We start from the raw sequence: 14,713 nt of genomic DNA on the forward strand, positions 1-14,713 counted from the left end.
AAACAACCCCATTAATTTAATGGGGTTGTTATCAAAAGCATTGCCCGCTTCAATAGGTTAATTTCTCCAGTTAAATTGGATGGTGTCTGTTCCTGTGGTAGGGGTTGAATAGGTTCTATTCGTGCCACTTTCCCAGGTGACATTTCCTTGACTATCTTTTTTAATAAATTTAAATTCGATTTCCTGTCCTGCTGGTACACCTATGTCATAATACCAAGAAGGATATTGATACATAACTTGATTAAAAAATGGACCAATCGCTATATCTACATCCCAATTACCAAGCTCCTGTGTATTTCCAACTAGATAAATAGAAGTACCATAATCTGTTTCTGCGTTATCGACAACAAAACGAACGGGGACGAGTTGGTTTGTCAAAATTTCAAATCCCTCGTAATTATTGCTTGATACTTGCGACGAAGTCTCCACCGTAACCGCATATTTTCCAGCAGCAAGGGCAGGAATCGTCACAACAATTTCTGAGTCACTCCAGCTTTTTACTTCTGCTGTTTCGTTACCGAAGAACACGTTTCCGTTGGAGCTTCCAAACCCTTCACCAGTTATCGTTATGTCATTCCCTTGTTGACCTACCATTGGACCAACATGTCCGATAGATGGCCCATTGCTCTCTGCTGTATACTGCCATACCGCTACCTCATTTGGAACCAATTCAAAGCTGTTAACTTGTTGATCCTGGTTCACCGTGATGGAATTTCCATTTAATAATCCAGCAAGTACATCGTCATAGTTTCCGCTTGGTAATGCTGTTTGCATGTTTGAGATATTGTATGCGGTGTCTCCACTATTTACAGCAGTTACGACAACATGGTCTCCAAATTTTCTTTCATAAATATAAACATCTTGATTGATCCAACGCTCTGTTGTATTTCCAAAGCCTAGTGCTGGATTGGCTTGTCTTAAGGCTGATAGCTTACTGATCAGTTGATACGCTTTCGTATTTTGATCAAAGCCTGGCATTGGTTTTCTGTTTTCCGGATCTCCTTCTCCTGTTAGATATTGCTCTGTGCCATAATAAATCGTAGGGACACCTCGGGAGGTGAGAAGCACGGCTAATGCCATTTCCGTGTCGGTTTTTGAAGTAGTAGAGGATGTAAATCTACTCATATCATGGTTATCAATAAAGGTAACCTGATCATTTACTTCGTCATAGCTAGCAGATGTATGCTCAATCATTTCATGAAAGTCAGTCCACGTAGCATCTTCATCCTTTAATACAGAGCGGAGCGCTTGACCATAACGAAAATCTAATAAACTCATACCACTTTCATTTGCGAAATCATGATTTTTCGGATCAATTTCTCCTTTTCCTAAAAACCATTCCCCAAATGTAAAAACAGGCTGATGAGTGTAAATATGATTGACTAGTGTTTCCTGCCACCCTCGGGACATATGCTTGACCGCATCGACGCGAATGCCGTCAATCCCAAGATCTAACCAATGCTTGATCGATTCTTTCAAATATTGATCAATTGTTTCGTTTTGGAGATTATAGTCAGCGAGATCATAGAGGTTTCGATAAATCCCATCCTCCAATGAGGAGAAATCAGTTCCCCCATTATGGTGAAATAAGCCCTGATCATCATTAGAATAATTACCGAGTAACGTACCATTATCATAAATCGCACCATTTTCTACATAATTAGGATCTGTCTCAAGAGCGGGAGAAGAATGATTTGGAGTAAAATCAATAATAATCTTCATCCTTTTTTCATGAGCCACCTCTACTAATTGCTGAAAATCCGCTAAGTCTCCGTAAAATGGGTTGGTTTTCTTATAGTCCTTTGCCCAATACCCATGATAGGAAGTATAACCCTCAGGGTGAACAGCATACACATTTTCAACTGGCTGAGAAATCCATAAAGCGGTTACACCTAAATCCGTTAAGTAGCCATTTTCAATCTTTTCGATAATTCCTTGCCAATCTCCGCCTAAATATTTATGCAGATTACTGGCATCTGGGCTATAAAGCTCACCTGTAGGGTTATTCGTTGGATCACCGTCATAGAATCTGTCTGTTACAATTTGATAAATGACATCTTGGGAATAATCGACTTTTGACGAAGCCTCGATTTCCGAGCTAAATTGTTGGAAAACGAGCAAACAAAGCAACATAAATGCAAACGATTTCGCAAAATTCGCTAAAAATTTCACTATTTATCCTCATCCTTTCCAGCTAAATTTGGACTTTTCACCAGAGCCTCCTTTCTAAAAAAACAACCCCGACTTCTCAATTGGAAGCCGGGGTTGTTGGTAAAATCCAAAGCATTGCCCTCAAATTATGATCGAAGATAAATCTTGTTGTTATATATATTATTACAAGAAAGTATAAAATAAGTCAATATAAAATATGTTTTAAAATTTTATTAAAAAGGTTATTTAATGAAGGAAAAATTTAAAATACAAAAATAAAAAGAAAACGCTTGCGCGAAATAAGTGGCGGATGTATAATGTAAACAATTAAGTGCAAGCGATTGCGCAAATTAAATAAAAAGGGGAGTTAGAAATGAAAAAGAAAACATTTTTATTCTCAATTGGGGTTCTATTGATTGCCCTTCTAGCATTAGTAGGATGTGCACCAGACCGAGAAGAGGCAAGTAATAGTGAAGGTAGTGAAGAATCAACAAATGAAGCTTCTGATAATAAGCCTGAAGAACTGACGATTTGGGCAAATGACGAAGAAGAGCAATTACAGGCTATTGAAGAAATCGCTGCCAAATATGAGGAAGAAGAAGGAATTAAGGTGAACGTTGTGGCGAAATCGATGCTAGAACAACTAGATGAGTTGGCACTAGCTGGACCAGAAGGAAGAGGTCCCGATCTATACTTTCAACCACATGATCGTATAGGTGATATTGTCGCTCAAGGACTCGCTCAACCATTAGAAATAGAAGAATCAGATCAAGCCTCCTATAGCCAAGTTTCATTGGATGCGGTTACTTATGAGTATGATGGTCAGACAGATTTATATGGTGTACCTGCTGTTATTGAAACATATGGGATTTTTTATAATAAAGATATTATAACGGAAGAGCCTAGTACAATCGAAGATTTGAAAGTAGCCTTGGAACAACATACCGATGCATCACAGGATAAATACGGATTTTTAATGAAGCCTAATGACTTATATTTTGCTTATCCATTCTTTAAGAACTATGGTGCGTATATCTTTGGTGGTGATGTAGGGGAATATGATATCGCGGATGTAGGCTTAGCTAATGAAGGAGCGATTCAAGGTGGAGAGTTATACCAATCTTTCTTTGGTGATGGGATGATTCCAGCATCTACTACTACGGATGTTATTGATGGATTGTTTACAGAAGGAAAAATCGGTGCTGTGATTAATGGACCTTGGAGTATACCTAGCTACCAAAAAGCGCTAGGGGATAAGCTTGGTTTTGTACCTTTCCCTGAAATTAATGGTAAACCTGCGACTACACTGGTTGGTGTGAAATCATGGATGGTTTCTTATTTCTCAGAAAATACAGAATGGGCAACAGATCTAGCGTTATTTATTACAAATGAAGTGAACCAACAAAAGTATTTTGAAGTGGCAGGGGAGCTTCCAACCAATACCAATGCTTTAGCATCGATTGAAGACCCGATTTATGCTGCGTTTAGTGGACAAATCGAAAATGGTGTGCCAATGCCAAGTACCCCACAAATGTCACAAGTGTGGGAACCAATGAACAATGCTCTACAATTTTTAGCGGAAGGAGAAGATCCTGAATCAGTGTTAACAGAGGCAGTGGAATATATTCATTCCAATATTGAAGCAAGCGGTGGAGCTCAGTAAGAACTTTTTAGAGGAGTTGGGTGTCTGATACCCGCTCCTCTAAGTATGACAAAAAAGCTTCCTATTGTGGTGAGGTAAAGAGCTTTGGGCGTTTGCTATACCATAATGTGAGTTGAATCCTATAATGGTGAGCCCGACTTAATAAAATGTGCCAAGAGCAAAGTAACGTAGCACTTATACATGGATGTATTTTTCATCAATGAACGGGGGTAATTCTGTTGAAAAAAGAAATAAGTAACCATCCTTTTAAAAATCATAACCCAACGATAGCAACGCTTTTATCGATTATTTTTGCAGGGCTTGGTCAATTATATAATCGACGATTTTTAAAAGGATTTATCTTCATCTTATTAGAAGTAGCGTTTCTCTTAACACTACTTGATTCCATCAATTTTGGATTATGGGGACTAAGGACACTTGGAACGATACCGGGTACAGATCATTCGGTTCGATTACTCGTGTTTGGTGTGTTGTCCTTAATTGCCACGGTTTTTCTACTTGTGTTGTATATATTTAATATTATTGATGCAAGAAAACAAGCGAAAAAGCTGAAGGAAGGCTGGAAGCCAAAGGGATTCAAGGACACGATTATCGATTTTTATGATAGTGCCTTTCCTTATTTGATGACTTTTCCTGGCCTTTTGCTAATGATATTTGTCGTTATTTTTCCATTATTATTTTCCGTATTACTAGCTTTTACGAACTACAATCTTTATAATTCTCCACCTCGTAATCTAGTAGATTGGGTCGGCTTTACCAATTTTACAGAATTAGTGACCGTTCCTATTTGGCAGGAAACCTTTGTCAGTGTACTGGCATGGACGATTGTATGGACAGTTATTGCTACCACCTTACAAATTGCGGTTGGGCTAGTGTTAGCCTTAATCGTGAATGATCCGAGAATACGGTTTAAAAAATTAATTCGAACCATTTTTATCCTACCATGGGCGGTTCCTGCATTTGTGACCATTCTCATTTTTTCTGCCATGTTCAATGACGATTTTGGAGCGATTAACCGAGATATCATTATTCCACTTATCGGTGGAGATGGTATCCCATGGCTAAGTGAACCGATTTATGCCCGTACGGCGGTTATCTTGATTCAAACATGGCTAGGCTTCCCATTTATCTTTGCATTGTTTACAGGGGTTCTACAAAGTATTTCGAAGGATTGGTACGAGGCAGCTGACGTAGATGGAGGAACTCGTTTTCAGAAATTCCGATACATTACCTTTCCTCACGTGATGTTTGCAACAGCGCCACTACTGATCATGCAATATGCACAGAATTTTAATAACTTTAATATTATTTACCTGTTTAATGAAGGTGGACCTCCAGTGCGAAACCAAAACGCAGGTGGGACGGATATCCTCATATCTTGGGTCTATAAGCTAACCTTTGATACGAATAATTATGCCATGGCAGCTGTTATTTCCTTGATCATGGGATTGATTATTTCTGGATTTGCATTCTACCAATTTAGACAAACGAAATCATTTAAAGAAGAAGGTGAAATTTAATGAATCAGAAGCAAAAATCGATTGTAGAACTAACCTTTATGTATCTCGTTATCATCCTAACATCGATCATTATTTTTTATCCATTGATTTGGACAATTGGCATGTCACTAAATCAAGGGAATAGCTTATATTCTTCTTCTTTAATACCAGAAAATTTCTCGTTTGAGCATTACAAATGGCTTTTTAGTGAACAAAGTGACTATTTAATTTGGTATAAAAATTCGATGATTGTATCGATATCCGTTGCTTTGGGGAGTGTTGTCTTAACTTCCTTAGTAGCTTATGCATTTTCCCGATATAAGTTTGTCGGTCGAAAAAATGGGCTGTATGTGTTCCTTTTACTACAAATGTTCCCGGTAATGATGGCAATGGTTGCCCTTTATATTTTTCTAAACATGATAGGGCTACTCGATACGTTAACCGGATTAATTTTTGTTTATTTAGGTGGACAAATTCCATTTAATGCTTGGTTAGTGAAAGGGTATTTTGATACGATACCAAGAGAGCTAGATGAGGCTGCTAGAATTGATGGTGCTGGACATCTCCGTGTTTTCTGGAGTGTGATGCTCCCACTTGCGAAGCCTATCTTAGCTGTTGTTGCCTTGTTTAACTTTATGATGCCATTGTTTGACTTCTTATTGCCATCCATTGTTTTGTCTAGTCAGGAAAATTACACATTGGCTGTAGGCCTCTATAATTTTATTAATGATCAATTTGCCAATAACTTTACACGATTTGCAGCAGGCTCGATTCTTATCGCCGTACCTGTCGCAGCAATCTATTTATTCTTGCAGCGCTACCTCATATCAGGGCTAACAGCTGGTGGTACAAAAGGGTAGGGTGTCCCAGATAAGCAAAATAGATTATAATAGGGGAGACTTGATATTTGCTAATATGAAGAAAGCTTCACAAATGATAAGAATAGATTGGTAGAAGGTGTCGTTTATGGGAGTTACAATAAAAGATGTGGCAAAAAAGGCTGGAGTAGCACCATCCACCGTTTCTAGAGTGATTGCAGATAATCCAAGGATCAGTTTAGAAACAAAAAAACGTGTGCGAAAAGCAATGAAGGATTTGGGGTACCATCCAAATTTTAATGCGCGGAATTTAGCGGTTAGGTCGTCTCAAGCAATCGGTGTCATTATGCCATCCTCTGCCGATAAAGCGCTCCAAAATCCTTTTTTTCCAGAGGTATTACGAGGAATTGGCGCCTATGCGCATAAGACAGAATATTCCTTGTATGTATCGACAGGAGGAAATGAAGAAGAGGTATTTGAAGAGGTAAAGCGGATGGTGAATGGGAACCGAGTAGATGGAATTATCCTGCTCTATTCTCGCATTGCTGATCCTGTTCAACAATTTTTAATCGAGAAAGGTTTCCCTTTTGTCATTGTTGGTAAACCGCAAGAACAAGAAAATGAAATTACTTATGTCGATAATGATAACGTAAAGGCTAGTAAGGAACTAACCAACCACTTAATCGATTTAGGACATGAACATATTGCCTTTATTGGTGGAGCACCTGAGCTCACGGTAACGATTGACCGTCTGAATGGCTATAAAACGGCAATTAAAGAAGCAAATTTAGAGCTACCTGCGGAATATTTTGCCCATGCTGAATTTCTGAAATCAGGGGGACGCGACGCGGTAGAGCAATTATTCGCATTGGATATACCGCCAACTGGATTAGTCGTAGCGGATGATTTAATGTCCTTTGGGGTGATTAGTACATTAGAAGAGCTAGGTTTAAGTTGTCCGGAGGATGTTTCGATTACATCCTTTAACAATCTTTATTTATCAGAGATTACTACACCTCCATTAACTACGGTGGATATTCAAATCTATATGCTAGGATTTCAATCCGCACGTTGTTTAATTGAAAGAACGAAAAATAAAGAAGAGCCAGTAAAGCGTATTATTGTTCCATACGAAATTCAATATAGGCAGTCGACAAAAGAATTAGACGGGAAGAACCGATGAGTTAAAGCTTATCGGTTTTTCTATATTTCTTTATTTGGTCGAATGATTTACAATAGAAAGAAAATCATTAGTAGGTGTGATTGGATGAAGTATGCCTTATATCAAATGAATGTCCATGTGGCAAACCCAGAAAAAAATCGCGAGAAGATTGCTAGTTGGATAGAAAAGCAAATGATGGAGACAAAGCCAGATACCATTGTCCTACCAGAAATGTGGAACACAGGCTATGCCCTAGACCAATTAGAACCAATAGCTGATCAAAATGGCAAAGCGACGATTCCATTTTTAAGTAATTTAGCGAAAGAATTTTCCGTTAATATAGTGGGCGGCTCTGTCGCCAATAAAAAAGAGGACGGGATCTATAATTCTAGCTTTGTGTTGAATCGAGAAGGAGAGGTCATTCATCGATATGACAAAATTCATTTAGTTCCTATGCTCGATGAACCTAAGTACTTAGAAGGTGGTCGAAATAAAGCAGGTCATTTTGAATTAGATGGGGTGAAGATGGGAGTAGTCATCTGCTATGATCTCCGATTTCCTGAGCTATTACGACCATTAGCATTAAATGGTGCAAAGGTAATCCATATTGTAGCCCAATGGCCAAGCGCGAGGATTGAGCATTGGAAGTATCTGTTGCATGCTCGTGCGATTGAAAATCAATGCTACATCATTGCAGTGAATAGCTCTGGCAGTTGTAAGGAAACACAATTCGCTGGCGAATCACTTGTGATTGATCCTGCAGGTAAGCTTGTTACAAGTGGTCCGAGTGAAAAAGAAGCGAGCCTCCATGTGACACTACAGCTAGAAAAAGTGACAGAAACACGTAAAAGCATTCCGATATTTACAAGTCGTGTCCCACATTTATATGAATCAGTGAAGGGAGATTTCCATGCATAAATTTGACGTCTCAGACACTTTAAAAAGATTACCAGAGCAGTTTTTTGCAAATCTCGTTAAAAAGGTGCAAACCTTAGTAGTAGAGGGGCATGATGTTATTAATTTAGGGCAAGGGAATCCTGATCTCCCGACACCTAAATTTATTGTGAAGGCATTACAAGAAGCAAGTGAAAATCCAAAATTTCACAAATATCCGCCCTTTCAAGGCTATTCCTTTTTAAAGGAGGCAGTGGCGGAATTTTATCTGAGAGAGTATGGCGTCAATCTTGATCCAAACAAAGAAGTAGCGATTTTATTTGGTGCGAAGACAGGTCTAGTAGAAATCAGCCAATGTCTCCTCAATCCTGGTGATCGGGTGCTTGTTCCAGACCCAGGCTATCCGGATTATATGTCTGGAATCGCTATAGCCAATGCGCAAGCAGTTTATATGCCTTTGTTAAAGGAAAATGATTTTTTACCTGACTATGGTTTAATGGATAAAGAGGATTTGGATCGTGCTAAATTAATGTTTTTAAATTATCCCAATAACCCTACAGCAGCCACGGCAACACTGGAATTTTTTGAAGAAACTGTCACAGTTGCCAAAGAGCATCATATTTGTGTCGTCCATGATTTTGCTTATGGAGCAATCGGCTTTGAGGATAGGAAGCCACCAAGCTTCTTACAGGCAGAAGGGGCAAAGGATATTGGGGTGGAAATGTATACCCTCTCGAAAACCTTTAATATGGCTGGCTGGAGAATCGGCTTTGCTGTAGGAAATGCCTCCGTAATTGAGAGCATAGAACGAATGCAGGATCATTTCTATGTGAGCATATTTGGTGCGATTCAATATGCAGCAAAGGAAGCCTTACTTCACGGTGAAAAAGCAATGCAAACAAATAACCAAGTGTATGAAGGTAGACGAGCGACTTTTCTGAAGGCTGCTGCACAAATAGGCTGGCATGGAGGAGTGGCAAAAGGGTCTTTCTTTGTTTGGATGCCAGTCGCAGAAGGCTATACTTCAGAGCAATTCTCGGAGCTTTTATTAGAAAAGGCACATGTCGTTACTGCACCAGGAATTGGCTTTGGACAAGCGGGAGAGGGCTTTGTAAGGATTGGTCTGTTGGATAAGGAAGAGCGTCTAGTGGCCGCAGTGGCACGAATTGGGCAATTGAATTTGTTTTAGAATGATGAGGAAATCTCTAACTACTAAAAAAAGGTGTTGAGAAAGATTGGAAAAAGAATCAAAAAAAACAAATCGCAAAAATGAAATATTATCTGCTGCTATCGAAGTATTCGCAGAAATTGGATATTATCGTGCTACAACAGCAAAAGTAGCAGAGCGAGCAAGTATTTCCCAACCGTACATTTTTAAATTCTTTTCTTCAAAGGAAGAGCTATTGTTAAATGCACTTCAATTATCTTGGGAAAGAATTATCAAAAGCTTTCGAAAAACGGTAGAGATAACTTCAGCAGACAAATTAGAATGGGAGCTAATCGAGGCCTATGAAGAGATTTTACGATCCTATAAAAGTGAGATTCTCTTGCAAATGCAGTCCCAAACCATTCCTGATGACTCCATTCGTACAGAAATGCAAAGGGGATTTCGAGAGGTGAATTCATTGGTTGTAGATGCTTTTAAAGAAGCAAATATAGAAAATTCAGAGGAGCGGGCTTTTCTCTTTTTGGCAAGAGGAATGCTCTGTAATGTATCCATGGCATTAGACATGCCTGAACTACTTCATAAAAAAAGGGGATAAGTGATTTATACGCTTATCTTCTTTTTATTATAAAAAAGTGATTGATTAATCACTAACTATATATTATACTTGGATTTAGTTAGTGATTAATCAATCACTAAAAAGGAGGAGGAAGAACAAATGGAAGTAGCAATGGTTCTAGGTGCAACTGGCGGTGTAGGGGCTGCTATTACAAATGAATTAGACATTAGAGGAGTGAAGTCTATCCTTTTTGGCCGTTCAAAGGAAAAATTGGAACAATTAAAATCGAAACTCCATCATCCACATTTGTTCACATTGGCAGTTGGGGATGCAATGAAGACAACAGATCTCGAAAAAGCAGGGATAAATGCAGATGTTATTTTCCATTGTGCAAATGTTCCCTATCACAAAATGGAGGAGCAGTTACTAGACCTTGGGGAAAGTGTGATGACATTCGCTCATCGGTTCCAAAAGAAAGTAATTGTTGCAGATGGAATATATCCTTATGGAAAAAGAACAATGGCACCGGCAACAGAAGCTCATCCGAAAAATCCGCATACAAGAAAAGGGAAGGTAAGATTAGATTATGAAAATTTAGTCTTCGATAATCGCTTTGCTAATGCAATGCCAATGATAGTAAGATTGCCAGATTACTATGGTCCAACAGCTAATGATGCTTCTTATTTAGGAATGACGATGAAGGATATCGCAAGAAATAAATCCACTTTTTTCCTTGGAAATATGAGGATACCCCGGGAATTTGTCTATTTACCAGACGCTGCAAAAATGATTCTAGAACTTGCTTATCATGACGATGCTTATCGCCAAAACTGGCATATTCCTGGACCCGGGCTCATTTCAGGAAGGGACATTGTTAAAATTGCACAACAAGTGAATGGATCGAACAAAATAGTTTTACCACTTGGAAAATTTAGTCTTTCTATCTTGGGGTTGTTTCAGCCTGTCATGAAGGAAGTAGTGGAAATGCTCTATTTAACAGAAGAACCTTTTGTACTAAACGGAGAAAAGACAAAGAATAAATTGGGTACCATCCCTCAAACCCCATTTGAACAAGGCATTAGTGAGACAATTTATGCATTAAAGAGAGGTAGAATTCACCCTTAGTAATTGATCAATCAATAACTACCCTTATTTACTAATTGTCATCATGAAGTGGAATCTGCTATGATTAGAGTAGAAACGAAAAGTAGTAAAAATATACTAGAAAAAGGGGGCTGGTGACATTGAAAAAGAAAATATTATCTTTATTTTTACTATTATTTGTATTAGTTGCCTGTACACAAAATGAAGAGGAACAAGTAGGGAAGGCGCAGGAAGAAACCGATTCAGAGAATAAAGTAGAGCAAACTACAGACGATCCCAAACAAAATCAAGATCCAACTGATCAAGAAGAGGGAACAGAAGAGCAACAACTAGAGGAAGATGGAGTAAGTGTGCCGTCAAATGAAGAACAAGCAGGTGAAAATACAGATGGCTCTGAAAAACCTTCTGATAAAGAAGAAAATACAGAAATAACAGAGGACGTCGCCATAAATAAAGTGAAAGAACACTTGCAAATTGGAGCAAATAGCGAAATTAATGTCGTTGTCGACCATTTGGACGAGAATGGAAATTATGTGATCCAAGTGTACGAATCCGTATCCAATGGAGACGTTAGTCATACAGCTACAATGGGCTGGTATATTGTGAATAAAGAAAATGGAAGTATAGAAGAAATGATGTAATCAATCTGGAGGCATCGCTACTAAGCGATTGCCTTTTTTAATGCACATTTGATCACTACTTAAATTTTTGAAAAGGCACAATTGTATCTCGCTAAAATTCGCTTTTCTCCCAATAAAAAATATCAAAATTTGTACAGATAACTTTGTCCGGCCATTTCACTACTTTACATGTGAAGTGGTATTTTTTAATCTATGATCCTATGAATATAGGTCTTTTTATTCGTACGTACATTTTTATTTTTTTGTTGAAAATAGCGATAACTTGTTGTATCCTATTGTTAATCTATGAATATATTTTTATACATAAATAGTTTATGAACTTAACAATTAAGTAAACTCTAAAAAGGTATTTTCTGAATATATAAAATTTAATTAATTAATAAATTAATCATACATATTATGTAAGCGAATTCAATCTTATTTTTACTATTTGAAAGGGGGGATGCAATACTTCAGTAATTAGTAATGGTAAGACCTGTAAGATCTAAACTATGGAAAGGAGTGGAAATGTGAAATCACTTTTCTCTAAGGCTTTTTTATTATTTCTTGCAATGATCATTATTCCGTCAACAGTAGGTGCTAGTATGAAGGATAAAAATAGTAATAAACCAGAACAATCCTTGGAAGGCCCTCCAGCAAATTTTGAAGATGTATCTGTACATGACCCTTCGATCATTAAGGAGGGGGATACGTATTATGTATTTGGGACGCATATTGAAGCGGCGAAGTCAAAGGATTTGATGAGCTGGGAGAGATTCACTAATGGTTATACAACACCGAATAATGCACTTTATGGAGACCTTTCAGAAAACTTGGCAGGATCCTTCGAGTGGGCAGGGGAGGATGATGCCGATAGTGCAGGTGGATTTGCCGTATGGGCGCCTGATATTTTTTACAATAAGGATTACGTCAATGAGGATGGCTCCAAAGGGGCTTATATGATTTATTATAGTGCATCCTCAACGTATATACGCTCTGCGATCGGTTACGCTGTATCAAAGGAGATTGAGGGTCCGTATGAATATGTGGATACAGTCGTTTATTCTGGATTTACTGAGCATGAGGCATATGATAACAATAGTGATGTAAATAAACAGTGGGAAAACACGAATATTCAACCTATGATTGAGGAAGGAACATTAACAGCAGAAAATCAAAATTGGTTTAATAGTGATGGTTCCTATAATAATGCGATGTATCCGAATGCTATTGATGGCAACTTATTCTATGACGAGAATGGCAAGCTCTGGATGACGTATGGCTCATGGTCTGGAGGTATTTTCTTACTAGAGGTTGATAAAGAAACGGGTCAATTAATTCATCCTGGAGAAGATGGACAAACAAAGGATGGTAGAATGATTGATCGCTATTTCGGCACGAAAATAGCTGGGGGTTATACTAAATCTGGAGAAGGACCATACATTGTCTATAACCAAGAAACAGGCTACTACTACCTATACGTAACGTATGGATGGTTAGGCGCTGATGGGGGCTATAATATGCGTGTATTCCGCTCCGAAAATCCAGATGGGCCTTATCTAGATGCAAAGGGACAAGATGCGGTACTACCAGGTAATGTATCTAATCATACTTATGGAAATAAAATAATGGGGAATTTCTTATTTGATCAAAAAGTAGGCGACCCTGGAGAAGGAGAGGGCTTCGGCTATAAATCTCCTGGTCATAATTCGGTTTATGTAGATGAAGAAACAAACGAGCAACTTTTAGTCTTCCATACCCGTTTTCCTAATCAAGGGGAAGCACATGAAGTAAGGATTCACTCCATTTTCATGAATGAAGAGGGATGGCCAGTTGTTTCACCTTTCCGCTATACTGGTAAGCAATTAGAAAAGGTGAATAGAAAAGACATTGCTGGAATCTATAAATATATCAACCATGGTAATGAATATTCTGGCGAGATAGTAAAATCAGAGTATATAACCTTGCACAAAAATAACAAAGTAACAGGTGCCGTAGAAGGTAGCTGGAAAAAAACAAGCCACAATCAAGCGGAATTAACACTGGATGGTCAAACATATAAAGGGGTATTCGCTCCACAGTGGGATCCAGCAGCTGAAAAATATGTGATGACCTTTACTGCATTATCTGATGAAGGAATAACCGTTTGGGGTAGTAAACAAGAAAACAGATTTGATGAAGAGGTAGTTCAAGCAATTGTAGAGGATCTAGATCTTGGGAACACATCAGAGGTGGTTAGTCATTTAGTGCTTCCAACCGAGGGCACGACAGGGGCTGCCATTGTATGGCAAACTTCCGATGAATTGGTGATTACGAATACAGGTGAGATTCATCGACCATCTGCAGATGAAGGGCCATCTACAGCAACATTAACAGCTACGATCACAAAAGGAAGTGAGTCAGCAACAAAGTCATTTGATATTACGGTATTGCCATATCAGGATGCATCGATGACGAGCCATTTTTCTTTTGATGGTAGTTTAACAGATCAGCATGGTGATTTTGGTAGTGGGACGGTCACTGGTGATCGACTCACGAATACTGGTGGATCTATCTCCTACGAGCAAGGGGTAGCTGGAGAGGCTGTCTATTTTGATGGGGAATCTGGTATTTTATTACCTGATGATCTTATTACAAGTCATGAGTACTCCGTTTCCTTTTGGGTGAAACCAGAACAGCTGACCACTTATACGACCACCTTCTTTGGTGGAACAGCCGATAGTTGGCTTAGTTTAGTTCCGAAAGGACCAACTGGTGATAATACAATGCTTTGGTCTGGGGAAGCTTGGTATGATGCACCTGCTAGCTACCAAATCAAAACAAATGAGTGGACACATGTCGCATTTACGGTTAGCAATGGAACGGTTAAGCTCTATCTAAATGGAAAAGAGGAATTTTCAGGAGCTAATTTCCCTGATATTTTCACCAATGCTGAGGCAGATTTTGGGCTAGCAGTGAATCATTGGGATTCACCATTTAAAGGTGCTATCGATGATTTACGTATTTATCAAGGAGAACTATCGCCAAATCAACTAGACGAGCTCAGTCAATCATAAAAACAAAGGATCGATGGAGCCC

Annotated in this window: 11 protein-coding genes; 10 read left to right on the forward strand and 1 reads right to left on the reverse strand. The window is 38.6% G+C overall.

Annotated elements, in window-relative coordinates:
• Positions 1-57: 57 nt before the first annotated feature.
• Positions 58-2,172 carry an alpha-amylase family glycosyl hydrolase gene (locus ACZ5R4_RS19025; protein ID WP_464367829.1) on the reverse strand — a complete coding sequence of 705 codons (2,115 nt, stop codon included), beginning with the start codon at positions 2,170-2,172 and terminating at the stop codon, positions 58-60.
• Between the two features lie 352 nt (positions 2,173-2,524).
• Here ACZ5R4_RS19025 and ACZ5R4_RS19030 point away from each other — a divergent pair, with 352 nt between their 5' ends.
• The 10 genes from ACZ5R4_RS19030 (at position 2,525) to ACZ5R4_RS19075 (ending at position 14,691) form a co-directional block, all read left to right on the forward strand.
• On the forward strand, positions 2,525-3,814 hold the full coding sequence (locus ACZ5R4_RS19030) for a sugar ABC transporter substrate-binding protein (protein ID WP_464367830.1): 1,290 nt from the start codon (positions 2,525-2,527) through the stop codon (positions 3,812-3,814).
• Positions 3,815-4,032: 218 nt separating this feature from the next.
• Positions 4,033-5,334 carry a carbohydrate ABC transporter permease gene (locus tag ACZ5R4_RS19035; protein WP_109983757.1) on the forward strand — a complete coding sequence of 434 codons (1,302 nt, stop codon included), beginning with the start codon at positions 4,033-4,035 and terminating at the stop codon, positions 5,332-5,334.
• A complete protein-coding gene (locus ACZ5R4_RS19040; RefSeq protein ID WP_109983756.1) occupies positions 5,334-6,173 on the forward strand; it encodes a sugar ABC transporter permease in 840 nt (279 codons plus the stop codon). The genes ACZ5R4_RS19035 and ACZ5R4_RS19040 overlap by 1 nt, the downstream gene beginning before the upstream one ends.
• Before the next feature lie 106 nt (positions 6,174-6,279).
• Entirely contained in the window at positions 6,280-7,314 is a 1,035-nt protein-coding gene (locus tag ACZ5R4_RS19045; RefSeq protein WP_109983755.1) for a LacI family DNA-binding transcriptional regulator, read from the forward strand.
• An 84-nt stretch (positions 7,315-7,398) separates the two neighbouring features.
• Positions 7,399-8,211: a carbon-nitrogen family hydrolase gene (locus ACZ5R4_RS19050; protein WP_054859723.1), complete on the forward strand. Its 813-nt coding sequence runs from the start codon at positions 7,399-7,401 to the stop codon at positions 8,209-8,211.
• On the forward strand, positions 8,204-9,376 hold the full coding sequence (locus ACZ5R4_RS19055) for an aminotransferase class I/II-fold pyridoxal phosphate-dependent enzyme (protein ID WP_464367831.1): 1,173 nt from the start codon (positions 8,204-8,206) through the stop codon (positions 9,374-9,376). Before ACZ5R4_RS19050 ends, ACZ5R4_RS19055 begins: the two co-directional genes overlap by 8 nt.
• 46 nt (positions 9,377-9,422) lie before the next feature.
• Complete coding sequence (locus ACZ5R4_RS19060) at positions 9,423-9,950, forward strand: TetR/AcrR family transcriptional regulator (protein WP_109983753.1); 528 nt, start codon at positions 9,423-9,425, stop codon at positions 9,948-9,950.
• 120 nt (positions 9,951-10,070) lie between these two features.
• On the forward strand, positions 10,071-11,036 hold the full coding sequence (locus tag ACZ5R4_RS19065; RefSeq protein WP_109983752.1) for an NAD-dependent epimerase/dehydratase family protein: 966 nt from the start codon (positions 10,071-10,073) through the stop codon (positions 11,034-11,036).
• Between the two features lie 119 nt (positions 11,037-11,155).
• Positions 11,156-11,656 carry a hypothetical protein gene (locus tag ACZ5R4_RS19070; protein WP_054859725.1) on the forward strand — a complete coding sequence of 167 codons (501 nt, stop codon included), beginning with the start codon at positions 11,156-11,158 and terminating at the stop codon, positions 11,654-11,656.
• Between the two features lie 551 nt (positions 11,657-12,207).
• Positions 12,208-14,691, forward strand: coding sequence for a LamG-like jellyroll fold domain-containing protein (locus ACZ5R4_RS19075; RefSeq protein ID WP_245902285.1), 2,484 nt, complete (start codon positions 12,208-12,210; stop codon positions 14,689-14,691).
• Positions 14,692-14,713: the final 22 nt, after the last annotated feature.

Source organism: Gracilibacillus sp. JCM 18860 (assembly GCF_055395245.1).